The organism is Klebsiella sp. MPUS7, from assembly GCF_009905335.1.
Classification (GTDB): domain Bacteria; phylum Pseudomonadota; class Gammaproteobacteria; order Enterobacterales; family Enterobacteriaceae; genus Klebsiella; species Klebsiella grimontii.
The window spans coordinates 4072712-4098884 of the sequence record NZ_CP047604.1 but is presented as its reverse complement, the minus strand read 5'-3'; the positions used below and the strand labels follow the sequence as shown (position 1 = coordinate 4098884).

General features: G+C 53.2%; 19 protein-coding genes and 7 tRNA genes. 3 read left to right on the top strand and 23 right to left on the bottom strand.

Annotated features, from left to right (window positions below; all coding sequences use genetic code 11):
- Nucleotides 1-130: 130 nt before the first annotated feature.
- The 11 genes from GUC22_RS19210 to miaB form a co-directional block, all read right to left on the bottom strand.
- Complete coding sequence (locus tag GUC22_RS19210) at nt 131-1924, bottom strand: filamentous hemagglutinin N-terminal domain-containing protein (protein ID WP_098067092.1); 1794 nt, start codon at nt 1922-1924, stop codon at nt 131-133.
- Nucleotides 1925-1989: 65 nt separating this feature from the next.
- Complete coding sequence (locus tag GUC22_RS19205; RefSeq protein ID WP_148854936.1) at nt 1990-3660, bottom strand: ShlB/FhaC/HecB family hemolysin secretion/activation protein; 1671 nt, start codon at nt 3658-3660, stop codon at nt 1990-1992.
- Nucleotides 3661-4037: 377 nt separating this feature from the next.
- Nucleotides 4038-4763, bottom strand: coding sequence for an amino acid ABC transporter ATP-binding protein (locus tag GUC22_RS19200; RefSeq protein WP_004100186.1), 726 nt, complete (start codon nt 4761-4763; stop codon nt 4038-4040).
- Complete coding sequence (gene gltK, locus GUC22_RS19195; protein ID WP_004130439.1) at nt 4763-5437, bottom strand: glutamate/aspartate ABC transporter permease GltK; 675 nt, start codon at nt 5435-5437, stop codon at nt 4763-4765. The genes GUC22_RS19200 and gltK overlap by 1 nt, the downstream gene beginning before the upstream one ends.
- Nucleotides 5437-6177 (bottom strand): amino acid ABC transporter permease, encoded by a 741-nt coding sequence (locus GUC22_RS19190; RefSeq protein WP_004111387.1) that lies wholly within the window; start codon nt 6175-6177, stop codon nt 5437-5439. The genes gltK and GUC22_RS19190 overlap by 1 nt, the downstream gene beginning before the upstream one ends.
- Nucleotides 6178-6340: 163 nt before the next feature.
- Nucleotides 6341-7252, bottom strand: a complete 912-nt coding sequence (locus tag GUC22_RS19185; protein ID WP_004130441.1) for an amino acid ABC transporter substrate-binding protein — start codon at nt 7250-7252, stop codon at nt 6341-6343.
- Nucleotides 7253-7608: 356 nt separating this feature from the next.
- Nucleotides 7609-9147: an apolipoprotein N-acyltransferase gene (gene lnt, locus GUC22_RS19180; RefSeq protein ID WP_160183723.1), complete on the bottom strand. Its 1539-nt coding sequence runs from the start codon at nt 9145-9147 to the stop codon at nt 7609-7611.
- Nucleotides 9148-9169: 22 nt separating this feature from the next.
- Nucleotides 9170-10048 carry a CNNM family magnesium/cobalt transport protein CorC gene (gene corC, locus GUC22_RS19175; protein ID WP_004130445.1) on the bottom strand — a complete coding sequence of 293 codons (879 nt, stop codon included), beginning with the start codon at nt 10046-10048 and terminating at the stop codon, nt 9170-9172.
- Nucleotides 10049-10146: 98 nt separating this feature from the next.
- Nucleotides 10147-10614 carry an rRNA maturation RNase YbeY gene (gene ybeY, locus GUC22_RS19170; RefSeq protein WP_004130446.1) on the bottom strand — a complete coding sequence of 156 codons (468 nt, stop codon included), beginning with the start codon at nt 10612-10614 and terminating at the stop codon, nt 10147-10149.
- Entirely contained in the window at nt 10611-11657 is a 1047-nt protein-coding gene (locus GUC22_RS19165; protein WP_187389346.1) for a PhoH family protein, read from the bottom strand. Before GUC22_RS19165 ends, ybeY begins: the two co-directional genes overlap by 4 nt.
- 143 nt (nt 11658-11800) lie before the next feature.
- Nucleotides 11801-13225: a tRNA (N6-isopentenyl adenosine(37)-C2)-methylthiotransferase MiaB gene (miaB, locus tag GUC22_RS19160; RefSeq protein WP_024358804.1), complete on the bottom strand. Its 1425-nt coding sequence runs from the start codon at nt 13223-13225 to the stop codon at nt 11801-11803.
- A 208-nt stretch (nt 13226-13433) separates the two neighbouring features.
- Between miaB and ubiF the strand changes: the two genes are divergently transcribed.
- Nucleotides 13434-14609: a 3-demethoxyubiquinol 3-hydroxylase gene (ubiF, locus tag GUC22_RS19155; RefSeq protein WP_154913195.1), complete on the top strand. Its 1176-nt coding sequence runs from the start codon at nt 13434-13436 to the stop codon at nt 14607-14609.
- A gap of 109 nt (nt 14610-14718) precedes the next feature.
- Here ubiF and GUC22_RS19150 read toward each other — a convergent pair.
- From GUC22_RS19150 to nagB, 12 genes are all read right to left on the bottom strand, one after another.
- Nucleotides 14719-14793: transfer RNA gene (locus tag GUC22_RS19150), tRNA-Gln, on the bottom strand.
- Nucleotides 14794-14890: 97 nt separating this feature from the next.
- Nucleotides 14891-14965: transfer RNA gene (locus tag GUC22_RS19145), tRNA-Gln, on the bottom strand.
- A 45-nt stretch (nt 14966-15010) separates the two neighbouring features.
- Nucleotides 15011-15087: transfer RNA gene (locus tag GUC22_RS19140), tRNA-Met, on the bottom strand.
- Nucleotides 15088-15108: 21 nt separating this feature from the next.
- Nucleotides 15109-15183 (bottom strand) — tRNA-Gln (locus tag GUC22_RS19135).
- Nucleotides 15184-15217: 34 nt separating this feature from the next.
- Nucleotides 15218-15292: transfer RNA gene (locus GUC22_RS19130), tRNA-Gln, on the bottom strand.
- A gap of 35 nt (nt 15293-15327) precedes the next feature.
- Nucleotides 15328-15412: transfer RNA gene (locus GUC22_RS19125), tRNA-Leu, on the bottom strand.
- An 8-nt stretch (nt 15413-15420) separates the two neighbouring features.
- Nucleotides 15421-15497, bottom strand: a tRNA-Met gene (locus GUC22_RS19120).
- A 229-nt stretch (nt 15498-15726) separates the two neighbouring features.
- Entirely contained in the window at nt 15727-17388 is a 1662-nt protein-coding gene (asnB, locus tag GUC22_RS19115; protein ID WP_160183722.1) for an asparagine synthase B, read from the bottom strand.
- Nucleotides 17389-17666: 278 nt separating this feature from the next.
- A complete protein-coding gene (locus GUC22_RS19110; protein ID WP_024358802.1) occupies nt 17667-18419 on the bottom strand; it encodes an HAD-IIA family hydrolase in 753 nt (250 codons plus the stop codon).
- Between the two features lie 45 nt (nt 18420-18464).
- Complete coding sequence (nagC, locus tag GUC22_RS19105; protein ID WP_024358801.1) at nt 18465-19685, bottom strand: DNA-binding transcriptional regulator NagC; 1221 nt, start codon at nt 19683-19685, stop codon at nt 18465-18467.
- Nucleotides 19686-19693: 8 nt separating this feature from the next.
- Nucleotides 19694-20842 (bottom strand): N-acetylglucosamine-6-phosphate deacetylase, encoded by a 1149-nt coding sequence (nagA, locus tag GUC22_RS19100; RefSeq protein WP_049131922.1) that lies wholly within the window; start codon nt 20840-20842, stop codon nt 19694-19696.
- Nucleotides 20843-20902: 60 nt separating this feature from the next.
- A complete protein-coding gene (gene nagB / locus GUC22_RS19095) occupies nt 20903-21703 on the bottom strand; it encodes a glucosamine-6-phosphate deaminase (protein WP_004130458.1) in 801 nt (266 codons plus the stop codon).
- Between the two features lie 312 nt (nt 21704-22015).
- Here nagB and nagE point away from each other — a divergent pair, with 312 nt between their 5' ends.
- Together nagE and glnS are read left to right on the top strand one after the other, a co-directional pair.
- A complete protein-coding gene (gene nagE, locus GUC22_RS19090; RefSeq protein ID WP_004134146.1) occupies nt 22016-23968 on the top strand; it encodes a PTS N-acetyl glucosamine transporter subunit IIABC in 1953 nt (650 codons plus the stop codon).
- Between the two features lie 178 nt (nt 23969-24146).
- Nucleotides 24147-25814, top strand: coding sequence for a glutamine--tRNA ligase (gene glnS / locus GUC22_RS19085; protein WP_004134144.1), 1668 nt, complete (start codon nt 24147-24149; stop codon nt 25812-25814).
- Nucleotides 25815-26173: the final 359 nt, after the last annotated feature.

Below are 26173 nucleotides of genomic sequence, written 5' to 3'. Positions count from 1 at the left end.
GGCCCGGAGTTGAATATACCGGGCCTCTGATAAACTCAGCGGCTCATGTCAATTTTATAAAATGCCGGCGCTGGTAGCGCCGGCATTTTAGAGTGTAGTTCAATAAGATGGCTGGTTTTTGGTTAATAATTTATTTGGTGGTGTTAACTTCCGTTAACTTGAAATACTGTTCGCCACCCACTTCAGAAGCATATCGCTGAGAAGTATTCAGGACCAGTTTATTGCCGCTCAGTAAGCCGGCATCGCAGGTGAACATTTTCAGGAACCCGCATTTATAGCCGCCGTTAACCACTTGTTTTGCATTTAAGGTCATCGTTCCGCCAGCTACGATTTTGTCGCGGTTGATAATGTTGCCTTTATTGTGGGTATCAATGGTGAAATCGCCAAAGGATTCCATAATCCATTTATTTACCAGATCTGAGTTGGTGGAAATGTTGATGGTCCCGCCAATAATTTCTCCGCTGTTTTGCATCGCGTTGTTATTAAAGTTTAAGACAGCAGAATCGCCGCGAACGGTTCCCCCATCGTTATTCAGCCAGTTGCTGTTGGTTGTCAGCATATTGCTGGCGAGTATTTTGCTATCACGGTTTAACGCCAGCGTACCATTCGTCTGGATGGTGACGTTACCCCCTTTTAAGGTTCCCGAGTTGCTGATTTCACCGGATGAGAGCGCTTTATCTTTAACCGATTGAATCACGAGATTGTCCGTTCCGTGAATGTTACCGGTTACCTTGAGCGAGCTACCGCTAAAAGCAATGCTGGTATTTTTTGCCCGGGTTGAACCGCCGTTATCGATATTGCCAAGAGCCGATACTAGCAGTTGATTATCAGAAAGAAGATTAGAGCCGTGAGCCGTTTTCAGGTTGCCGTTAGTCGCTACGCTTAATGCCGTGCTGCTTTTGATGGTGCCGTTGTTTTCGATATTTCCAGAGGCGCTGACCATCAACTGTTTGCTGCTGGATATGGTTCCGTTGTTGGTAAGTGTTTGTAATCCATTGATAATTGTAATGTTTGTCGTCGAGATGTTACCCGTGTTTTTAATATTCCCGGCGGCGGCGATCTGCGTAAGCATACCGTTGCTGGTGATCGATCCTTCGTTGGTCAGTGAACCGTTACTGGACATTGTCAGTGTGCTATTGGCGACAATCGCGCCTTTATTGCGTACGCCGAGACCTAAGTCGTTGCCAATCATGCTGATGCTGTTAGCTTTAATTCCGCCAAGATTGCTAATATCAATGCTGTATTCCGGAATCAGCATCTGTAGTACCGTAGGCGTTTTACCCGCAGAGGTCATTTGCCCTGTATTGTTGTCAAGCGTGAAGTTTCCTGCGGCTACCGTCGCGTTGGGAGTGCTGACGGTACCGTTAATGGCAATAGCATTTGCCAGCAGGGTGGCATAGCTATTTGTTGCATTCATCCCGTTTTGCCCAATAGTGATCTGACCTTGGGAGATGGTATAGCTGTCAATCGCGCCACTGTCGTTGAGCTTTACCTGGCCGGTGGTTAAAACCGCGCGATCGGTGTTAATAAAGCTACAGCCTGAGCAGGAGATTCCGTTTGGGTTAGCGATGATAACGTCGGCTTTTTGACCGGCGACTTCAATAAATCCATTGAGCGAGCTGGATTTATTTGAGGTCACTTCATTGAGGATCACCGAAGCGCCGCCATTAGCCAGATTATTGTTTTTAGCGATATTGCCTAAGGTGTCGTGAGTAAGATCGCTGGAACTATTGTTGAGAATCATGCCCTTGTTACTGACATTAAAGTCACGGTACATATTGTGAGAAACGCCCGCTGCGTTAGGCGTTTCAATATCAACGACGGTAGCTCCGGATGAGTGGGTCCAGACCGTCGGATCGGCATAGACGTAAGACGAACTGAGTGCTGCCGCCAGGGCGACATAAGTAAATTTAAATTTGAACATTGCGTTTATTCCTTTAAATAAATTGCTTAAAAGTTAATGAATATTTATTAGTTTATTTAACGACGTTAATACCTCCAGTTGAGCGAGAAACCAAGGTTGAGCGGATCGCTATGAAAACGATCGGGTTTAATGAACGGCGTACCGATAAAAAAATCATACTGCGTGGAAAATAGCTGGCCGCGCAGCCCGCTTACGGCGCCGGAAATAACTTTACCCTGTTTATATTTTTCACTGCCGGTGATGCGGCCAATATCCAGACCAAAATATAATTGCCGATCCGGGGTTGGCATATCCCAGATAAAATCATTACGCCAGTACCAGCCTTGGTTGCCGGACAGCGAATTTTCTCCATCAAAACCCCGTACCGTCCAGCGGCTGCCGATATTAAATTTATTATCCGTGGATAAAATATCGGGACTAAACTGAGCATTAATATGCGGCGCGTAGCTGAAACGATCGCCGGTAATATCAAATTTCATAAATGCCTGAATATCAGCATGTATCACCCGCGAAAGTGGGCTGTAGAGACCCGCTTTTTCCTCAAGGGTTGGCATGGAGCTAAGCCAGGGCAAGCTGCGCTGAATGCCCAGGCTGGCATCGATGACTTTTTTATTGAAGTAGCGCTGCTGGCGAAGGGTCAATTCCCAAACCGGGTTCTGCTTGCGCATAACCTTGAGTTCGCTGCCGCCAAAATAGTAACGAGACGTGCTTTTTGCAATCCGGGCGTCCAGGGTGGTTTTTTGCTGCCGCGTATGGGAAAGCAGCCTCGAGAGCGTCGCGCTGGCGTAACGGTTTTCGCTTTTGTATTCGGTGGTTGAATAGTTGGCTTTAAATTGCTGACGATATTCGCTCTGCGAGCCGTAAAGGCTTAGCGACCAGTACCCGACAGGAACCGAATAATAGAGGCTGCTATTGTGGTTGCCGTCATTATGCTGATTAAATTCGACGTCGCCTCCGGCGGAGACATAGAAAATATCGTTAAGCGTAGCCATATCATAGAGATAGAGTGCGCCCCCGGACTGATAGCGACCGCTTTCCCGGCTGCCGGCATCATCCATCCACGCGCTTACCTGCCATTTTTTAGCCAGATTACGCGTTATCTGAATATCGCTTTCCGCGTTGTTTTTCCCGGGCTGGATTTTCATTTGCGCCGACGAACCGGGTAGCCGTTGCAGATTGGCCATCCCTTGCTCAAGGTCGGTTAGTTTGAGGATCTCACCCGTGGCGGTAGGTATGGCATTCCACAGGCTGGACGTGGCGCCGCTGTCGGCAGACCATATCATATTGCCTATCTTACCGTAGGTGAGGGTAATGTCTAAAACGCCATCTTCCAGTGACTGTGAAGGTATATCAATAAGTGAAGTAATATACCCCTGGACTATGATTTCATTTTGTAATGCCGTAGCGAGTTGGCGAATGCCTTTAATACCCAGACATTTCTTTTCTGCCTGGACGGCGATATTGCGCAGGAGACGTTGCGTGAGTTTTTCATTTGAGGAAATGATATTGACGTGGCTGATATACCGGCAGGTCTCCTCCACCGGAAAAATAAGTTTATATTTATGCGAGCCAGTGCGCGATGATTGATAATCTTGCTGCTCGGGCTTTAATGCGCTCTGGCGAGCTTTATCCTGTTCAGTTTGATGAGTGTTGTTGGCAACATCCGCAAACGTGGAGGCAGTAAAAATAAAGTAAAGAAAAAGCGCGTTTAACAGTTTGTTATTGTTGTATTTCATGAAGCAATATCCATTTGTTTCATTCGATAATGATGCCCTTGTAAAGGAAATTGAGTTTTGTTCTGACTGGTGTTATGAGCTCGCCAGCAGCTCGTGGTTTTCAATTTTAAGAATTTTATTTTTTATAAAATACCAAAGCGAATTTTTTAAGTACTCAGTGTCCTCGTAAATAGTCGTGCTATGTTAGCGATGCAGGATTATCGAGGCTACGATGTTAATCCTGAATTTTATTTGAATTGGTCATTTCAACTTGTGAATTATCAGCGATGGGGTGTGAATATATGGGTGGCAGTTATTTAAGCGTGGGCGAGTGATTATAATTCAATATGATAAGGGGAATAAAAGGACGACGCGCACTTTGCGTGCGCGCCGGAGGCTTAGTGCAGTATTTTGGCGAGGAAGTCTTTCGCCCGTTCTGATTGCGGGTTAGCGAAAAACGCTTCTTTATCCGCGTCTTCGACAATTTTCCCCTCATCCATAAAGATAACCCGATTCGCTACTTTGCGGGCAAAGCCCATTTCGTGGGTGACCACCATCATCGTCATCCCTTCATTCGCCAGTTCAACCATCACGTCCAGTACTTCATTAATCATCTCTGGATCAAGCGCGGAAGTGGGTTCATCAAACAGCATGGCGATGGGGTCCATACACAATGCGCGAGCGATGGCCACGCGCTGCTGCTGGCCGCCAGAGAGCTGAGCGGGAAACTTTTCTGCATGAGCGGAAAGTCCCACGCGTTCCAGCAGCTTGAGCCCTTTTGCGCGTGAAGCGGCTTTATCGCGATTGAGCACCTTAACCTGCGCCAGCGTCAGGTTATCGATAATCGACAAATGCGGGAACAGTTCGAAGTGCTGGAATACCATTCCGACGCGCGAGCGCAGCTTAGCCAGATTGGTCTTTTTATCGTTAACCGTGGTGCCGTCGACGATGATTTGACCCTGCTGGATTGGCTCCAGACCGTTGACGGTTTTAATTAGCGTGGATTTACCCGAGCCTGATGGCCCGCAGACCACCACCACTTCGCCTTTTTTCACTTCCGTGGAGCAATCGGTCAGCACCTGAAAGTGACCATACCATTTTGAAACATTTTTCAGGGTAATCATTACACAGTCCTTTTCTTCAACCAGCTGACCAACAGCGATGCGCTGAGACTAAATACAAAATATACGGCGCCTGCGAACAGGATCATTTCTACCTGGGTTCCATCACGTTCGCCGATAGTGGAGGCGGTACGGAAGAAATCGGCCAGGCTCAGGACGTAGACCAGCGAGGTATCCTGGAACAGCACGATGCCCTGGGTGAGCAGCAGCGGTACCATGGCGCGGAAGGCCTGCGGCAGAATCACCAGCTTCATGGATTGCCAGTGGGTCATGCCCAGCGCCAGCGCAGCGCTGGACTGGCCGCGAGAGATACTCTGAATACCGGCGCGAATAATTTCCGAGTAATACGCCGCTTCAAACATGGAGAAGGCGATCATCGCTGAAATCAGGCGGATATCGGTTTTCGGCGACAGGCCAAGCACGTTCTGCAGGAACCCCGGAACAATCAGATAAAACCACAGCAGTACCATCACCAGCGGAATGGAGCGGAAGACGTTAACGTAGGTTTTGGCAAACCACGCCAGCGGCAGGAAGCTCGACAGGCGCATGACGGCCAAAATCGTCCCCCAGACAATCCCGATAACAATCGCGGTCACGGTAATTTTTAAGGTAATAACCAGTCCAGCCAGCAGATACGGCATGGAAGGAATAATGGAACTCCAGTCAAAATCGTACATTATTTACCCCCCATATTGCCCGGCAGGCGGACCTTACGTTCGACCACGTACATGATCAGCATAATAACGGCGTTGATAAACACGTAGGCGAGGGTGATAGCGGTAAACGACTCCCAGGCATGGGCCGAGTAATCCAGCAGCTTGCCCGCCTGCGCGGCCATATCGGCCAGTCCGATGGTGGAGGCGATGGCCGAGTTTTTCACCAGGTTCATCATTTCAGAGGTCATCGGCGGCACGATAACGCGATAGGCGTTGGGCAGCAGAACGTAGCGGTAGGTTTGCGGTAGCGTTAGTCCCATCGCCAGCCCGGCGTTTTTCTGCCCGCGCGGCAGGGACTGGATGCCGGAGCGAACCTGTTCGCAGACGCGCGCGGCGGTAAATAATCCCAGACACAGCATCGAGGAAACGAAGAACTGAATATTGGGATCCAGCTCGGACTTAAACCACATACCGATGTTTTCCGGCAGCAGTTCAGGTACCACCAGATACCAGGTAAAAAATTGAACGATAAGCGGAACGTTACGAAAAAGCTCAACGTAACAGGTGCCGATAGTTGATAGCAGACGGTTCGGGACCGTACGGAGAATACCGAAGAGCGACCCCACAAAGAACGCGATAATCCAGGCCGTTACCGACAGGGTGACGGTGACCTGAAAACCACTCCACAGCCAGCCTAAATAGGTGGTGTTGCCGAACGGGGCCTGTTGCAGGAATATCCCCCAGTTCCAGTCTATTGACATAAATGACTCCTGGAAAAAAAAGGGTAGCAGCGCTACCCTCGAAGATTGTTGCTCAGCCTGTTTCGGTATTCGCGGCCGCTGGGGAACGACCAGCCGCCGTATAGTCTGTCCGCGCCGTGGCAACAATCGGGAGGGCAGGATTCCCCGCCCTTTGTTTTTTTAATTAGTTAAGAGCTTTGTCGTTAGGTGATTTGAACAGCGCTTTCATTTCGTCAGAGAGTTCAAAGTTCATATTCAGATTCTTTGGCGGAATAGGATTTTTAAACCACTTATCGAACCATTTTTCGGCTTCACCGGAAGTCTGAACATGGGCAACCGTGTCGTCCACCAGCGTTTTGAACTGCGGATCGTCTTTGCGCAGCATGCAGCCATAGGCTTCCTGAGACTGAGCGGTACCGACAATCTCCCAGTTATCCGGTTTCTTCGCTTTCGCACGTTCGCCCGCCAGCAGAGCGTCATCCATCATAAAGGCCACCGCGCGACCGCTTTCCAGAGTACGGAAGGAGTCACCGTGATCTTTTGCGCTGATAATGCGCATATTCATTTTTTTCTCGTCGTTCAGCTTGTGCAGCAGAATTTCCGAGGTGGTGCCGGAGGTGACGACGACGGCTTTATCCTTCAGATCCGGGAAATCTTTAATCGCGCCGCCTTTTTTCACCAGCAGACGGGTACCGACAACGAAAATGGTGTCGGAGAACGCTGCCTGTTTTTGACGTTCAAGGTTGTTGGTGGTGGAACCGCATTCGAAATCATAAGTGCCGTTTTGCAGCAGCGGAATACGGTTTTGTGAGGTGACCGGGATCAGTTTGACCTGCAGATCCGGTTTGTTCAGCTTCTTCTTAATGGCATCAACGATCGCGTTCGAGTAGTCCTGAGAGTAGCCGACGACCTGCTGTTTGTTGTCATAGTAAGAGAACGGAACGGATGATTCACGGTGACCGACGACGATAACGCCGTTTTTGGCAATTTTATCCAGAGTGCTCTGGCCAGCGGTGGATGCCGCATCTTCTGCATGCGCCGCACCGGCGGTCAGTCCCATGACCAGCATTGCTGCGGCCAGTTTACGTAATTGCATATCCGACTCCTTATCCTCAGCGCCATCAGACGCTATTGATACCCATTGTGAATGTGTGTGCTTTTTATTGCTGCCGTCTTTGCGTGCAGCATTTGTATGTGTTTGTTAGCATTTAGTTTGGCTTAATGTAAAGATTTTGCTCTTATATTGTTGATTTTTGCGAAGCGCACCGCACCATTTAAAGGCAAAAATCCCCCATTGCACCAAAATAGAGCAGCATGGCGATCGGTGGTGGTGCAACCAGGTTGTACCCTCAAGGATCGCGCTGCTACATCAATTTATTAAGCAATGGTCGTGCCAAAATGGACAAGAAGGAGAGGTGACCGCGGCGACGAATGCCGCCGCGGGAGAAGCAATTAGCGACGGCGCTGGCGCAGACTCATCAGCAGCGCTGCAAAGCCAAACAGCGCGGTTAACGCCCACAGCGGCCAGTTCCCCGTACGCGCGTACGGCGTCAGCCCTGAAGTCGGGGTCACTTTGGTGGTCAATACGGCGCGGGTGAACTGCGGGATCATCTCCTGTATTTCACCGCGCGGGCCGATGACCGCGGTAATGCCGTTATTGGTACTGCGCAGCAGCGGACGGGCCAGCTCCAGCGCGCGCATCCGCGCCATCTGGAAGTGCTGCCACGGACCGATAGATTTGCCGAACCACGCGTCATTAGAGATGGTTAACAGGAAATCCGTATCCGGGCGGAAGTTATCCCGCACCTGCTCGCCAAGAATGATCTCATAGCAGATAGCCGCCGTCAGACGCATATTATGCGCAACCAGCTGCGGCTGCACGTAAGGCCCGCGGCTGAAAGAGGACATCGGCAGATCGAAGAACGGCGCCAGCGGACGCAGAATCGATTCCAGCGGCACAAACTCACCGAACGGCACCAGATGGTTCTTGTTGTAGCGATTCTTTGAGTCGTAGCTGTATGGGTTATCTTTGCCCAGCGTAATAATGGTGTTGTACGTATCGTAGCGATTCTGCGCGTTCAGGCGCGCGTCGACGATACCGGTAATCAGCGCGCTGTTTTTCGACCGCATCAGATCGTCCATCATGCTCAGGAAACGCTGCTGATTGATTTCCAGATCGGGAATTGCGGACTCCGGCCAGACGATCAGCTGCGATTTACCCATGTGCGGTTGGGTGAGATCCAGATAGGTTTTCAGGGTGTTGAGCAGCTGATTCTGGTCCCATTTCATCGCCTGGGGGATATCGCCCTGTACCAACGAAACCGTGGTTGCGCGTTCCGGCAGCGGTTGATACCACTGAATATAGCGAAGCGGGAAGGGCAGAGCGAACAACACGACGGCGGCGATCAGCGGCTTCCAGCTACGCTGCGCGATAGCGAGTACCAGCAGGCCGCAGACGAGCATCAGCAGGAAGTTAATCGCCTCAACGCCCATCACGGGCGCCAGGCCTTTAAGCGGGCCGTCGATTTGACTGTAGCCGAACTGTAGCCACGGGAAGCCGGTGAGCACCCAGCCGCGCAGAAATTCGCTGATTTGCCAGACCACCGGCGCGGCGATGGTCACGCGTATCCAGCTGGTTTTCGGCCACAGGCGCGAAAGAATACCGGCGAATAACCCGGTATAAAGGGAGAGATACGCGGCCAGCAGAATCACCAGGAAAACGTTAACCGGACCGGGCATGCCGCCGAACTGCGCGATACTCACGTAAACCCAGTTAATACCCGAGCCGAATAGCCCGAGTCCCCAGAAATAGCCAATCGCGGCGCTTTGTAAAGGACGGCGGTTGAGCGTTAAACCCTGCAGGCCAATTAGCGAAATAATCGCCGCCGGCCAGAAGTCATAAGGTGAAAAAGCCAGCGTTCCGCTGGCTCCGAATAACAGCGCCAGCAGCAGGCGTACGCGCTGGCGTTCAATAAGAGAGGCAAATACCATTTAGGTTAATCGTCCCGTTGGATTAGTCTTCCAGCTTCGGCTGCGGGGCATCATCAGGAAGCTTTACATGTACCTGAATAATACGTCGGCTGTCAGCCATTGCGACCTTGAATTGGTAACCATCAATGTCGATAGACTCGCCGCGGGCAGGCAGATGACCAAACGCCTGCATCACCAGGCCGCCGATGGTGTCGACCTCTTCATCGCTGAAGTGGGTGCCGTACGCTTCGTTGAAGTCTTCGATTGAGGCCAGCGCGCGCACCGTCCACGTATGGCGGCTTAGCTGACGGAAATCGATGTCTTCTTCTTCGTCGTATTCGTCTTCGATTTCACCGACGATCAGCTCAAGGATGTCTTCAATGGTCACCAGACCCGAGACGCCGCCAAACTCATCGATAACGATAGCCATATGATAACGCTGGGAGCGGAACTCCTTCAGCATGCGGTCAACCCGCTTGCTTTCAGGCACGACAACCGCCGGGCGCAACACTTTTTCCATGCTGAAGGCTTCGGCATCGCTGCGCATAAACGGCAGCAGATCTTTGGCCATCAGAATCCCTTCAATGTGATCTTTATCTTCGCTGATCACCGGGAAACGCGAGTGGGCGGATTCGATGATCACATCGAGGCACTCGTCCAGCGTCTGGTTGCGTTTCAGGGTAATCATCTGCGAGCGGGGGATCATGATGTCGCGGACGCGCTGGTCGGCGATATCCATTACCCCTTCGAGCATATCGCGCGTATCTTCGTCGATAAGGTCGTTTTGCCCGGAATCACGGATCAGCGCCAGCAGTTCGTCACGATTTTTGGGTTCACCATGAAAGAGCTGGCTGAGTAACAGGGAGAAGAATCCCTTTTTGCTGTTTACTGTGTCGCTACTGTGTGAATTGTCGTCGCTCATGGCGTCGTATGGGTTCTCATGTTGATTAAATAGTCGCTCGTCACGCGTATACTCAGCGCCCGGCATAGCGGCCAGTCGCCGGCAAAGCCGGCAACGGGTTATTCCTTCTCGGCAATGTACGGATCCTCATAGCCCAGAGCAAGCATTATCTCTGTTTCGAGGGATTCCATCTCTTCCGCTTCTTCGTCGATGATGTGGTCATAGCCCAAAAGATGCAGGCTACCGTGGACCACCATATGCGCCCAGTGCGCTTCCAGCGGTTTGCCTTGCTCTTTCGCTTCCTGTTCAACCACCTGACGGCAGATAACCAGGTCGCCAAGCAGCGGCATTTCGATGCCCGGCGGGGCTTCGAACGGGAAAGAGAGCACGTTAGTCGGTTTATCCTTCCCGCGATAGGTCAGGTTCAGCTCGTGGCTTTCCGCTTCATCAACCAGACGAATCGTCAGCTCCGACTCCTCCTGAAACTGCGGGATAACGCTATCGACCCAGCGCTGAAACAGGGCTTCATCCGGCATTCCGCTGTTATCTTCGCAAGCCAGCTGTAAATCGAGAATGACCTGACTCATTTATGCTCCTGTTCCTGGGCTTCGCGTTTGCGCTCGGCGGCCAGCTCTGCTTTACGTTTCTGGTCTGCTTCTTCCCAGGCTTCATAGGCGTTAACGATACGGGCAACCACCGGATGGCGCACGACGTCTTCGCTGTGGAAGAAGTTGAAGCTAATCTCATCGACTTCTGCCAGCACTTCAATTGCGTGGCGCAGGCCCGATTTGGTGCTGCGCGGCAGGTCAATCTGCGTGACGTCGCCAGTGATAACCGCTTTAGAGTTAAAGCCGATACGGGTCAGGAACATTTTCATCTGTTCAATGGTGGTGTTCTGGCTTTCGTCGAGAATGATAAACGCGTCGTTCAGCGTACGGCCGCGCATATAGGCCAGCGGCGCGACTTCAATCACGTTGCGTTCAATCAACTTTTCGACTTTTTCGAAGCCGAGCATTTCAAACAGCGCGTCGTACAGCGGTCGCAGGTACGGGTCCACTTTCTGGCTCAAATCGCCGGGCAGGAAGCCCAGTTTTTCGCCGGCCTCAACCGCCGGACGGGTCAGAAGAATACGGCGGATCTCCTGACGCTCCAGCGCGTCCACCGCGGCGGCGACCGCCAGGTAGGTTTTCCCGGTACCGGCGGGGCCGACGCCGAAGGTAATGTCGTGGTCGAGAATATTGGCGATGTACTGCGCCTGATTCGGCGTACGCGGCTTAATCACGCCACGTTTGGTTTTGATATGGATGGCCTTACCGTAGTCCGGCACGCTTTCGGCGCTTTGCTCAAGCACGCGGGCTTCTTTAATCGCCAGATGAATTTGTTCCGGTTCAATATCCTGAATCTCGCCGCGCATTGGCGCGGTGTCGACGTACAGACTGCGCAGGATATCCGCCGCAGCGGTGACGCAAATCGGTCGACCGGTCAGTTTAAAGTGGTTGTCACGACGGTTAATCTCGATGCCGAGACGGCGTTCCAGCTGTTTAATGTTGTCATCAAACGGGCCGCATAGGCTCAGCAGACGGGCGTTGTCTGCGGGCTCAAGGGTGATTTCGCGAGTGTCTGTGTTCAAACTGTTCCTCTTATGCATAGGTAGCCAGAAGATGGCCTGTCAGGAAATTATTCACGTCATCGGAATATGGCGCAAGCATCCCTGTAGATATTGGGTTGAGGAGAGGAAATACAAGGCCTGCCGGAGCGGCAGGCCTGAACGGATTATGGCTGGTAGATACCGACGCCCAAATCGTTTTCTTTACGGGTGCGGGCAATCACCGACTCCGGGGTTTCCGCGATGCGCAGACCCATTTCGTCCTCGGTGCGCACCACTTTACCGCGCAGGGAGTTTGTCCAGACGTCGGTGATTTCGACGTCGACAAACTTGCCGATCATCTCAGGCGAGCCTTCGAAGTTCACCACGCGGTTATTCTCGGTGCGGCCAGACAACTCCATGATGCTCTTGCGTGAAGTGCCTTCCACCAGAATGCGCTGCACGGTGCCGAGCATACGGCGACTCCAGGCCGTCGCCTGCTGATTGATACGCTCCTGCAGAATATACAGACGCTGCTTCTTATCCTCTTCCGGTACGTCGTCGACCATATCGGCCGCCGGCGTTCCCGGACGCGCAGAGAAGATGAAGCTGTAGCTCATATCGAAATTCACATCGGCGATCAGTTTCATGGTCTGCTCGAAATCCTGCGTGGTTTCGCCAGGGAAGCCGACGATAAAGTCGGAGCTGATCTGAATATCCGGGCGCGCCGCGCGCAGTTTGCGGATAATCGCTTTATATTCCAGCGCCGTGTGGGTTCGGCCCATCAGGTTCAGCACGCGGTCAGAACCGCTCTGCACCGGCAGGTGCAGGAAGCTGACCAGCTCTGGCGTATCGCGGTAAACCTCGATGATATCGTCGGTGAACTCGATCGGATGGCTGGTGGTAAAGCGGATCCGATCGATACCGTCGATCGCCGCAACCAGACGCAGCAGATCGGCAAAGCTGCCGGTGGTGCCGTCGTAGTTTTCCCCGCGCCAGGCGTTCACGTTCTGCCCGAGCAGGTTGACTTCACGCACGCCCTGTGCCGCCAGCTGGGCGATTTCAAACAAGATATCGTCGCTTGGGCGGCTCACTTCCTCGCCGCGGGTGTAAGGCACCACGCAGTAGGTGCAGTACTTGTTGCAACCTTCCATGATGGAAACAAAGGCGCTTGGGCCTTCGGCGCGCGGTTCCGGCAGGCGGTCGAATTTTTCGATTTCCGGGAAGCTGATATCGACGACCGGGCTGCGGTTGCCTCGTACCGAGTTAATCATTTCCGGCAGACGGTGCAGGGTCTGCGGCCCAAAAATAATATCGACATAATGGGCGCGTTGGCGAATATGGTCGCCTTCCTGAGAAGCCACGCAGCCGCCAACGCCGATGATCAGATTGGGATTCTTCTCTTTCAGCAGCTTCCAGCGTCCTAGCTGATGGAATACTTTTTCCTGAGCCTTCTCACGGATTGAGCAGGTATTGAGCAGCAGCACATCCGCTTCTTCCGCCACTTCAGTGAGTTGATACCCGTGGGTGGCATCCAGCAGATCGGCCATCTTTGATGAATCGTATTCGTTCATCTGACAGCCCCAGGTTTTAATATGGAGTTTTTTTGTCATCGACTTGCTCATGCTTAATTAGGTATACCCAAAGTCAGCGTCTTCACCGGATGTTGCTCTGCAATGTGAAGGGTGACGGATATAAAGCCAGGATTGCAGGGCGCGTATTGTAATGCTTTGACCGCGCCCTGACCAGTACGACCGTAATCACCACAAGCCGAATAAAAATCCGGTAAACTGAGGGGATTCGGGTTTAAGGATAATAGCCATGACAATTCATGCAACAGATGTCGTTATCGTCGGCGGCGGAATGGTTGGCGGCGCCCTGGCGCTTGGCCTGGCGCAGCAGGGCTTTACGGTGACGGTTATTGAAAAAAACGCGCCACCGGCTTTTGATGCATCTTCACCGCCTGACGTGCGTATTTCGGCAATCAGCGCCTCATCGGTAGGGCTGCTGAGAGGACTCGGCGTCTGGGATAGCGTGCGGAAAATGCGCGCTCATGCCTATCGCCAGCTCGAGACCTGGGAGTGGGAAAGCGCCCACGTTGTCTTCAACGCTGCGGAGCTGAAGCTACCTGAACTGGGCTATATGGTGGAAAACAACGTCCTGCAGCTTGCCCTGTGGCAGGCGCTGGAAGCCCATGAGCGCATATCGCTGCGGGTGGGGACATCGCTCCAGGCGATGCGGCGCGAAGAAATGTACACGTCGTTAACGCTGACTGACGGCAGCCAGATCGATGCGCGTCTGGTGGTGGGCGCGGACGGCGCCAGTTCGCAGGTGCGGCAGCTGGCCGGAATCGGCATCCACGCGTGGCAGTATCAGCAATCCTGTATGTTGATAAGCGTACAGTGCGCGGGCGATCCCGGCGACAGTACCTGGCAGCAGTTCACCCCAGCGGGGCCGCGCGCGTTTTTACCGCTGTTTGACCATTGGGCTTCGCTGGTGTGGTACGACGCGCCGGCGCGGATCCGCCAGCTGCAGGGCATGAGCATGGCTCAGCTACAGCAGGAAATTACTCGTCACTTCCCGTCTCGGCTGGGAGAGGTTACGCCGCTGAGCGCGGGCGCCTTCCCGCTCACCCGCCGCCACGCATTGCAGTATGTGAAGCCGGGGCTGGCGCTGGTGGGCGATGCTGCGCACACCATTCATCCGCTGGCGGGGCAGGGGGTGAACCTCGGCTATCGCGATGTCGAGGCGCTGCTTGATATTCTTGGCAGAGCAAAAGCGCACGGCGAGGAGTGGGCCAGCCTGCCGGTACTTAAGCGCTACCAGACGCGGCGTCAGGCGGACAACTTTATTATGCAGTCGGGAATGGATCTGTTTTACGCCGGATTCAGCAACGACCTGCCGCCGGTGCGTATGCTGCGAAATTTAGGGCTGATGGCGGCCGAGCGCGCCGGCGGATTAAAGCGTCAGGCGTTGAAATATGCGTTAGGTTTGTAACGAGAAAGACCCCGGCTTGCAAAGGTGAGGTCGGGGTGCGGAACGGTGATGCGCATAGCGTAAACGCCAAAAAGCAAAAAGCTCGCCGAAGCGAGCTTTTTGCTTTTGTTGGCTGGGGTACGAGGATTCGAACCTCGGAATGCCGGAATCAGAATCCGGTGCCTTACCGCTTGGCGATACCCCAATTTTACGTTGACCATTTCGTACCAGGGTCAAACCGGTGGCTTAGCGCCTGGAAATACTCCAACGAGTGCGCGCACAGCGTGAGCGACTTTTAAAATTGGCTGGGGTACGAGGATTCGAACCTCGGAATGCTGGTATCAGAAACCAGAGCCTTACCGCTTGGCGATACCCCAACAATTCTTTTGGATTTATCGAACTGAATCAATAATTCCTTTGTATGGTGGCTACGACGGGATTCGAACCTGTGACCCCATCATTATGAGTGATGTGCTCTAACCAGCTGAGCTACGTAGCCAAAATCTTACTCTATTTTCGATGGCTGGGGTACCTGGATTCGAACCAGGGAATGCCGGTATCAAAAACCGGTGCCTTACCGCTTGGCGATACCCCAATACCGTCGCGGTGAACCGCAAACATCGAAAATATGGCTGGGGTACCTGGATTCGAACCAGGGAATGCCGGTATCAAAAACCGGTGCCTTACCGCTTGGCGATACCCCAACAAAAATTTTTTACTGCCAACGCGAAAGAGTAAATGGTGCGGGAGGCGAGACTTGAACTCGCACACCTTGCGGCGCCAGAACCTAAATCTGGTGCGTCTACCAATTTCGCCACTCCCGCAAAAAAGATGGTGGCTACGACGGGATTTGAACCTGTGACCCCATCATTATGAGTGATGTGCTCTAACCAGCTGAGCTACGTAGCCATCTTTTTGCGCGTTACCTTATCGGCGTTGCGGGGCGCATTATGCGTATTGAGCCTTGAAGCGTCAACTCCTTTTTCATCGAAAATGGGCTGAACGTAACTGTTTGGTTAGGTTGCGAACAGCGTGGCGCAATAATCGGCAATTATTGGTTATTTATCGTTTTTAACGGCTTAAATAAGGCACAAAACAAAAACGGACTCCGAAGAGTCCGTTTGGAAAACCGCGCCGGTTAGTAGGCCGACTGATGTACGCCAACCGCGCGTCCTGACGGATCGTTCATTTTTTTGAAAGATTCGTCCCACTCAATCGCTTTTGCTGAAGAGCATGCGACGGAAGGGCCGCCAGGAACGCATTCGGCCGCGCTTGGAACCGGGAACAGCTCTTCGAAGATCTCACGGTACAGATACGCTTCTTTCGATGATGGCGTGTTGTACGGGAAGCGGAAGCTGGCGGTTTCCAGCTGCTGATCGGAAATTTGTTCAGCGGCCACTTCTTTTAAAGTATCGATCCAGCTGTAACCGACGCCATCAGAGAACTGCTCTTTCTGGCGCCAGGCGACGCTTGCCGGCAGGTAAGATTCAAAACATTCACGCAGGACATGTTTTTCCATTTTACCGTTGCCGCACATTTTGTCCTGCGGGTTGATACGCATTGCCACATCGAGGAATTTCTTATCCAGGAACGGCACGCGCGCTTCAACGCCCCATGCGGACATCGCTTTGTTGGCGCGAGCGCAGTCAAACATATGTAGCGCCTGCAGCTTGCGTACGGTCTCTTCGTGCAGCTCTTTGGCGTTTGGCGCTTTATGGAAATAAAGGTAGCCGCCAAATACTTCGTCAGAACCTTCGCCAGACAGCACCATTTTGATGCCCATGGCTTTGATTTTACGCGACATCAGGTACATCGGCGTTGACGCGCGAATCGTCGTCACGTCATAGGTTTCAATGTGATAGATAACATCGCGAATCGCGTCCAGGCCTTCCTGCACCGTAAAGTGGATTTCGTGGTGCACGGTGCCCAGATGGTTAGCCACTTCCTGCGCGGCTTTCAGATCGGGCGCGCCTTCCAGACCGACGGCGAAGGAGTGCAGCTGCGGCCACCAGGCTTCTGATTTTTCCTGATCTTCGACGCGGCGCGCGGCATATTTTTTGGTGATGGCGGAAATCACCGATGAATCCAGGCCGCCGGAGAGCAGGACGCCGTAAGGGACATCGGACATCAGGTGGCTTTTCACCGACTCTTCCAGCGCCTGACGCAGTTCGTTTTTGTCCGTGACGTTGTCTTTGACCGCGTCATAGTCGAACCAGTCGCGCTGATAGTACTCGCGGATTTCGCCATCTTTGCTCCACAGGTAGCTGCCTGCCGGGAACTCTTTAATCGTGCGGCATACCGGAACCAGCGCTTTCATTTCTGAGGCAACGTAGAAGTTGCCGTGTTCGTCGTGACCCATATACAGCGGGATGATGCCGATGTGGTCGCGACCAATCAGATACGCGTCTTTTTCGCTGTCGTAGAGAGCGAAAGCAAACATCCCCTGCAGATTGTCGAGGAAGTCCGGACCTTTTTCCTGATACAGCGCGAGGATAACTTCGCAGTCGGAACCGGTCTGGAACGCATAGCGGTCGCCGTATTCCGCGCGCAGCGCCTGGTGGTTGTAGATTTCACCGTTAACGGCGAGGGCGTGAGTTTTTGCAGCGTTGTACAGCGGCTGCGCGCCGGCGTTCACGTCGACGATTGACAGGCGTTCATGCGCCAGGATGGCTTTATCACAGGCATAGACGCCTGACCAGTCCGGACCGCGGTGGCGCATCAGGCGGGAAAGCTCCAGTGCCTTTTTACGCAGCTCACCCGCGTCAGTTTTAATATCCAGTACGCCAAAAATCGAACACATAGCCTTCTCCGTTACCCTGTCTTGTTTGATGTTGTGCAGGCTTCGTCTAATCGCGAAGCCTCAGTGCATGCTTTAGAAAATGCCGCAAAGGGGCGAAGGGCGCAAGGGGTTTACGCCAGCAAAAGAAAATAACGCAATTGTGATTGTCGAATAGTGAAAAAAGAGTATGTTTTGAGCGCTTTTGTTGATGAATATTCAGTAATAACGCTTTTCTTTTAGATGAAAGCGTTCAGAAGAGGCTTGAAAATAAGAAACCACGTCGCAGGACGTGGTTTTATTTAGAAAATATCGATTTCCGCAACCGATGGATAAATCCAGGAAGGGCGGAACGGCATGCTGTCGATATCATCAAGCGTGGCTACCCCGGAAAGCACCAGAATGGTTTCCAGACCGGCCTGGAAACCCGCCAGAATATCCGTGCGCAGGTTATCGCCGACGATGACCGTCTGTTCTGAATGTGCCTGCATTTTGTTGAGCGCGGAGCGGATAATCCACGGGCTCGGTTTACCCACGTAGAACGGCTTGCGGCCGGAGATTTTTTCAATACCGGCGCACAGCGCGCCGCAGGCCGGGTAATAGCCGCGACCGTGGGTATCGGGGTTAGTGGCGATAAAGCGCGCGCCGTTAGCGACAAAAAAAGCAGCCTTATGCATCATCTCCCAGTTAAAGGAGCGCGTCTCACCGACGATAACAAAATCCGGATTGACGTCGGTGATGGTAAAGCCGGCTTTGTACAGTTCGTGAATCAGCGCGCCTTCACCGACCACATAGGCTTTTTTGCCTTCCTGACGGCGCAGAAAATCGGCAGTGGCCATCGCCGAGGTATAAAAGGCGGTATCAGGGACATCGATTCCCGCCGTCGCAAAGCGGTTTGCCAGGTCCTGCCCGGTTTGCGAAGGGTAGTTGGTCAGCATCACCAGCGGCATCTCTTTTTCGAGAATGCGCTTGATGAATTCAGCGGCGCCCGGCACGGCCACATTGTCGTGCATCAGCACGCCGTCAATATCACAAATTATGTTTTGAATGGTCATGAACTGTCCGACATCGTTGGAGAAAGGCGAAACTATAAAGCGGCTTTAGCTTTCCAGCAAACGCTGGAGCAGAGTCCCGTTGAGCATCGCGCGCTTGACCAGGGCAAAAGCGCCGATGGCTGAACGATGATCGAGCGTGGATCGCACTACTGGCAGATTTTTGCGAAATGCCTTCAGGGCCTGGGTATTGATACAGGCTTCAATCGCCGGCAGGAGAACTTTCTCCGCTTCCACGATCTCCCCGGCAATCACCACTTTTTGCGGATTAAACAGGTTAATGGCGATAGCGATGGTTTTACCCAGATGACGGCCAACGTGCTCGATCACCTCGCAGGCCAGCGCATCGCCTTTATTTGCGGCTTTGCAGATCGTTTTTATCGTGCAGTCATCGAGGGAGATTTTGCTCTGATAACCCTGCTCCAGCAGATGACGAACGCGATGTTCAATGGCGGCGTTGGCGGCGACGGTTTCCAGACAGCCGAAGTTGCCGCAGTGGCAGCGCTCGCCCAGCGGGTCGACCTGGATATGGCCGATTTCACCGACGTTACCGTTACGGCCAATAAAAATCCGCCCGTTGGAGATGATCCCTGCGCCGGTCCCACGGTGTACGCGCACCAGAATGGAGTCTTCACAGTCGTGGCTCGCACCAAAGTAGTGCTCCGCCAGCGCCAGGCTACGAATATCGTGCCCGACATAGCAAGTGACTTTAAAGCGTTTTTCCAGCGCTTCAACCAGCCCCCAGTTCTCCACCTGAATATGCGGCATATAGCGAATGACGCCGCTTTCCGGATCGACCAGCCCCGGCAGGATCACCGAAATGGCGATTAGCTCGCGGATTTTGCGCTGACAGCTCTCCATAAAGGAGGCGATGATGTTGAGCAGGGCGTGTTCCAGCGTTTCCTGGGTTCTTTCCGGCAGCGGGTAGTGCTCTTCTTCGAGGGTCTTACTGCTTAAATCATAGAGCGTCAGGGTGGCGTCATAGCGGCCAAGACGTACGCCGATGGCGTGAAAGCTGCGGGTTTCGGCAATAATTGAGATAGCGCGGCGGCCCCCGGTGGAGGCCTGCTGATCGACTTCTTTGATCAGTCCGCGTTCAATAAGCTGACGCGTAATTTTGGTTACGCTGGCAGGGGCAAGCTGGCTTTGTTCCGCAATCTGGATACGCGAGATGGGGCCGTGCTGATCGATGAGCCGATAGACGGCCGCGCTGTTCAGCTGTTTTACGAGATCGACGTTACCAATTTGAGCCTGTCCGCCTGCTGTCATACTTTTACTTACTCAGTGACGACCTCGTTACCATTAACGATGGTCTTGGTGATTTTATAATCGCGGGTGAATGCGGTCAGGTTAGCGACCATCCCCGGGGCAATGCTGCCTAACTGTTTGTCTACGCCAATGGCGCGGGAAGGGTAGAGCGTCGCCATACGCAACACTTCATCCAGCGCAATGCCGCAATGCTCAACGAGGTTACGCACCCCTTCAATCATGGTCAATGAAGAGCCGCTGAGGGTACCGTTCTCATCTACGCACAGGCCGTTCCGGTAGTATATTGTTTTACCAGCAAAAATGAACTGCTCAATATTGGCACCCGCCGGCGCCGTTGCGTCGGTGACGAGGCACAGCTTGTCGCCTTTCAAGCGTTTAGCGAGGCGGACGTTAGCGTAATCGACGTGCATGCCATCGACGATGATACCGCAGTAGACATCCGGTTCGTCGAAAATCGCCCCGGCCAGACCCGGTTCGCGGCCGGTAATATACGGCATAGCGTTAAACAGGTGGGTGGCAAACGTAATCCCGGCGCGAAAACCGATTTTCGCTTCTTTTAGCGTCGCGTTGGAATGACCGGCGGAGACGATGATACCTGCGGCCACCAGTTTGCGGATAACTTCTGGTTCAACGCGTTCCGGCGCGAGGGTGATTTTGGTTATTACATCCGCGTTTTCGCACAGGAAATCGACCAGCGCGGCGTCCGGTTTACGGACGTAATCCGGGTTATGGGTGCCTTTTTTGACAATATTCAGCCACGGGCCTTCAAGATGCAGGCCCAGCGCCTGGTTGGGATGCTTTTGCAAATACTCGCGCATCACGCGGACACCCTGTTTCATCAGGTCATCGCTGGCGGTAATGAGCGTGGGCAGATAGCTGGTGCAGCCGGAGCGTTCATTCGCCTTCTGCATAATTTCCAGCGTTTCAACGGTGACCGCATCCGCCGTGTCGTTGAACTGCACGCCGCCGCAGCCGTTAAGCTGGACGTCGATAAAACCGGGGGCAAGGATCGCACCATTAACCGAGCGCTGTTCGATCCCGGTGGGCAGCTCAGTCTGCGGACAGATACGTTCGATAAGGCCATTGGCGATAACAATCGCATGGTCATCCAGAATTTCATGACCGGTATAAATCCGGCCTTGGGTTAATGCATACATTACGACCCCCGGTTGTCAAAAATGGTTGTCCCGCAGGGTCTGCTGCGGGACGAAACTACATTACAGACCTTTGATATTTTCGGCTTCTAATTCGTTGAAATATTTCAGTGTCTTAACTTTCAGTTCCATAGTGGACGGCTCATCGCAGACGACAACCGCTTTCGGGTGCAGCTGCAGACAGGTGATGGTCCACATATGGTTTACGTTGCCTTCCACCGCCGCCTGCAGCGCCAGCGCTTTCTGATGACCCAGCACCAGAATCATCACTTCTTCCGCGTCGAGCAGCGTGCCCACGCCAACGGTCAGCGCGTATTTAGGCACCTGGTCAACGTCACCGTCGAAGAAACGGGAATTCGCTACGCGAGTATCGTGGGTCAGAGTTTTGATGCGTGTGCGTGAAGCCAAAGAAGAGGCTGGTTCGTTAAAAGCGATGTGGCCATCGTTACCCACGCCGCCCATAAACAGGTGGATTTTACCGTAAGAACGAATTTTTTCTTCATAGCGACGGCATTCTGCATCAATATCCGGCGCGTTACCATTCAGCAGGTTAATATTTTCCGCCGGGATATCAACGTGATCAAAGAAGTTGCGATGCATAAAGCTATGATAGCTTTCCGGGTGCTCTTTCGGCAGGCCTACGTACTCATCCATGTTGAAGGTGACGACATGCTTAAAGCTAACCTGGCCTGCTTTGTGCATCTCAACCAGGGCTTTATAAGCGGTCAGAGGCGTGCCGCCGGTAGGCAGACCGAGGACAAACGGGCGGTCCGCTGTCGGTTTGAACGCATTGATGCGGTTAACGATATGCCGGGCAGCCCATTTACCGACTTGTTCAGCTGTTACCAGGGGGATCAGTCTCATTGTTCACCTCTATAGTTAAATTAGAACCTGGCGGATTGGCGCCAGCATACTATTAAGAGTATCGCAGTAACTGCGCCGACCGGGGTCAATCCGTGTTGATTTTTTGAATGATAAAATAAGTTTTCGTTGTTAGCCAGTCAAAGGCGGAGGTGAATACGATATTTGGTGACTATTGTCACAAAAAATACCCATTTAATTTGCGAGACGAATTAATTTTTCAGACACTTTGCAGGTAAGTTAAAAAATTAACCAGGTTACACAATAATAAAGTGGCTTTAGTGAGCCTCATCGGGGTCTCATAGGGGGAATAAGATGAATATTTTAGGTTTTTTTCAGCGTCTCGGTAGGGCGTTACAGCTCCCTATCGCAGTGCTGCCGGTCGCGGCGCTGCTGCTGCGATTCGGTCAACCGGATCTGCTTAACATTTCGTTTATCGCCCAGGCGGGCGGGGCAATCTTTGACAACCTGGCGCTGATTTTCGCTATCGGTGTCGCATCCAGCTGGTCGAAAGACAGCGCCGGCGCCGCGGCGCTGGCGGGGGCGGTAGGTTACTTCGTTTTGACCAAAGCGATGGTCACCATCAACCCGGCCATCAACATGGGCGTGCTGGCGGGTATCATTACCGGTCTGGTCGGCGGCGCCGTGTATAACCGCTGGTCGGGCATCAAACTGCCTGACTTCCTGAGCTTCTTCGGCGGCAAACGCTTTGTGCCCATCGCCACCGGCTTCTTCTGTCTGGTGCTGGCAGCCATCTTCGGCTACGTCTGGCCGCCGGTGCAGAACGCCATTCATGCCGGCGGTGAATGGATTGTCGGCGCGGGCGCGCTCGGCTCCGGTATCTTTGGTTTCATCAACCGTCTGCTGATCCCGACGGGTCTGCATCAGGTGCTGAACACCATCGCCTGGTTCCAGATTGGTGAATTCACCAACGCTGCTGGCGCGGTGTTCCACGGCGACATCAACCGCTTCTATGCGGGTGACGGCACCGCGGGGATGTTCATGTCCGGTTTCTTCCCGATCATGATGTTCGGTTTGCCGGGTGCGGCGCTGGCGATGTATTTCGCAGCCCCGAAAGAGCGTCGTCCGATGGTCGGCGGTATGCTGCTGTCGGTGGCCATCACCGCGTTCCTGACCGGTGTGACCGAACCGCTGGAATTCCTGTTCATGTTCCTGGCGCCGCTGCTGTACCTCCTGCACGCCATCCTAACCGGTATCAGCCTGTTCGTTGCGACGGCGCTGGGTATCCACGCGGGCTTCTCCTTCTCCGCAGGCGCCATCGACTATGTTCTGATGTACAGCCTGCCGGCAGCCAGTAAAAACGTCTGGATGCTGATCGTGATGGGCGTCGTGTTCTTCGTTATCTACTTCCTGCTGTTCAGCGCGGTTATCCGCATGTTCAATCTGAAAACGCCGGGTCGTGAAGATAAAGTGGATGACGTGGTCACTGAAGAGGCCAACAGCAACACCGAAGAAGGCTTAACTCAGCTGGCGACCAACTACATCGCGGCGGTCGGCGGTACGGATAACCTGAAAGCGATTGATGCTTGTATTACCCGTCTGCGTCTGACCGTGGCGGACTCTGCGCTGGTTAACGACGCGGCCTGTAAGCGCCTCGGCGCTTCCGGTGTGGTTAAACTGAACAAGCAGACCATCCAGGTTATCGTGGGCGCAAAAGCGGAATCCGTCGGCGATGAAATGAAGAAAGTGGTTGCCCGTGGCCCGGTTGCCGCAGCGGCTGCAGCGTCTCATAGCGCACCCGTAGCCGCTCAGGCAGTTAAACCACAGGCTGTTGCTAACGCGAAGACTGTCGAAGCGCTGGTTTCGCCGATTACCGGCGACATTGTGGCGCTGGAGCAGGTTCCGGATGAAGCCTTCGCCAGCAAAGCCGTCGGCGACGGCGTGGCGGTAAAACCGACCGATAAGATTGTTGTTGCGCCGGCAGCGGGCACCGTGGTGAAGATTTTCAACACCAACCATGCTTTCTGTCTGGAAACTGAAAACGGTGCGGAAATCGTCGTCCATATGGGCATCGATACCGTTGCGCTTAACGGCCAGGGCTTTAAACGCCTGGTGGAAGAGGGCGCGGAAGTGAAAGCGGGTGAGCCGATTCTGGAACTGGATCTTGAGTTCCTCAACGCTAACGCGCGTTCGATGATTAGCCCGGTCGTCTGCAGCAACAGCGACGACTACAGCGCGCTGGTTATCCAGGCAACCGGTAAGGTTGTTGCGGGCCAGACGCCGCTGTACGAAATTAAAGGCAAGTAAGACTCCTGAGTGGCGTTTATGCCTCAGCGGCGCAGCGAAAGCTGCGCCGCTTTTTTTTACCGCAAACACCCCCATAATCTCCTTCTAATCGCTATTTTGCGTAACTAATAGTTGTCTCTACGCCCTGCTTGTAAGATCATGTGCCGTTATACGTTGTTTACGCTTTGAGGAACCCACGATGAGTGAGGCAGAAGCCCGCCCGACTAACTTTATTCGTCAGATCATTGATGAAGATCTGGCTACTGGTAAGCACACCACCGTTCATACCCGTTTCCCACCGGAACCGAACGGCTATCTGCACATTGGCCACGCGAAGTCTATTTGCCTGAACTTTGGCATCGCCCAGGATTACCAGGGCCAATGCAACCTGCGTTTCGATGACACCAACCCGGTGAAGGAAGATATCGAATACGTTGAGTCGATTAAAAACGACGTGCAGTGGTTAGGTTTCCACTGGTCCGGGGATGTTTGCTACTCGTCTGATTATTTCGATCAGCTGCACCAGTATGCGGTTGAGCTGATCAATAAAGGTCTGGCCTACGTTGACGAACTGTCAGCGGAGGAGATCCGTGAGTACCGCGGCACGCTGAAAGAGCCGGGTAAAAATAGCCCGTACCGCGATCGCAGCGTGGAAGAGAATCTGGCGCTGTTTGAAAAAATGCGTAGCGGCGGATTTGCTGAGGGTAAAGCCTGCCTGCGCGCAAAAATCGATATGGCCTCTCCGTTTATCGTCATGCGCGATCCGGTGCTGTACCGCATTAAGTTTGCCGATCACCACCAGACCGGAAGCAAGTGGTGCATCTACCCGATGTACGACTTCACCCACTGCATCAGCGATGCGCTGGAAGGGATTACCCACTCTCTATGTACCCTTGAGTTCCAGGATAACCGCCGCCTGTACGATTGGGTGCTGGATAACATCAGCATTCCCGTGCATCCGCGCCAGTACGAATTCTCGCGCCTGAATCTCGAATATACCGTGATGTCCAAGCGTAAGCTGAATCAACTGGTGACCGAGAAGCACGTTGAAGGCTGGGATGACCCGCGTATGCCGACCATCTCCGGTCTGCGCCGCCGCGGCTATACCGCTGAATCTATCCGCGAGTTCTGCAAACGTATCGGCGTGACCAAGCAGGACAACACTATCGAGATGGCGTCGCTGGAATCCTGCATTCGTGAAGATCTGAACGAAAACGCCCCGCGCGCGATGGCGGTTATCGACCCGGTTAAGCTGGTTATCGAAAACTATCCGCAGGGCGAAAGTGAAATGGTGGCCATGCCGAACCATCCGAACAAGCCGGAGATGGGCAGCCGCGAGGTGCCGTTCAGCGGCGAAATCTGGATCGATCGCGCCGACTTCCGTGAGGAAGCGAACAAGCAGTACAAGCGTCTGGTGCTGGGTAAAGAAGTTCGTCTGCGTAACGCTTACGTGATTAAAGCGGAACGCGTGGAGAAAGATGCGGAAGGCAATATCACGACTATCTTCTGCACCTACGATGCCGACACCCTGAGCAAAGACCCGGCCGACGGTCGCAAGGTGAAGGGCGTGATTCACTGGGTGAGCGCGGCGCACGCGCTGCCGGTAGAAATCCGCCTCTACGATCGCCTGTTCAGCGTACCGAACCCGGGCGCGGCGGAAGATTTCCTCGCGGTGATGAACCCGGAATCGCTGGTGATTAAACAGGGATTCGCTGAGCCGAGCCTGGCGCAGGCGCAGGCGGAAAAAGCCTACCAGTTCGAGCGTGAAGGTTATTTCTGCCTGGATAGCCGCTATGCCACCGCAAGCCATCTGGTGTTTAACCGCACCGTCGGCCTGCGCGATACCTGGACGAAAGTCGGCGCGTAGCTATTCGCCATCATTAAGAACGCCGCTAACTGCGGCGTTTTTTTTATTCAGAATCAGCGAATTAAATTACCATATTTTCGCGATGCGAATTAATCTTGTTTACAGATTGTAATAAGCGTTATTTTTAATCCTTCCGGCATATCACCTGAAATTAGGTGATCACTTTCATTTCTATTGATTTTCTCTGTTTTTGCAAGCACTTCCACGCTAAATGTGTGATGTCTAAGACTGAAACATAAAGACATAAATTATGTGCGCTTTGTCATAATCTTCATCTTTGGTCGGCGAAAGAGATTGATAATTCGCGTCACGAAAAATAGTCTATACCCAGTGGTTATGCGAATTTTTAGCGCACCACT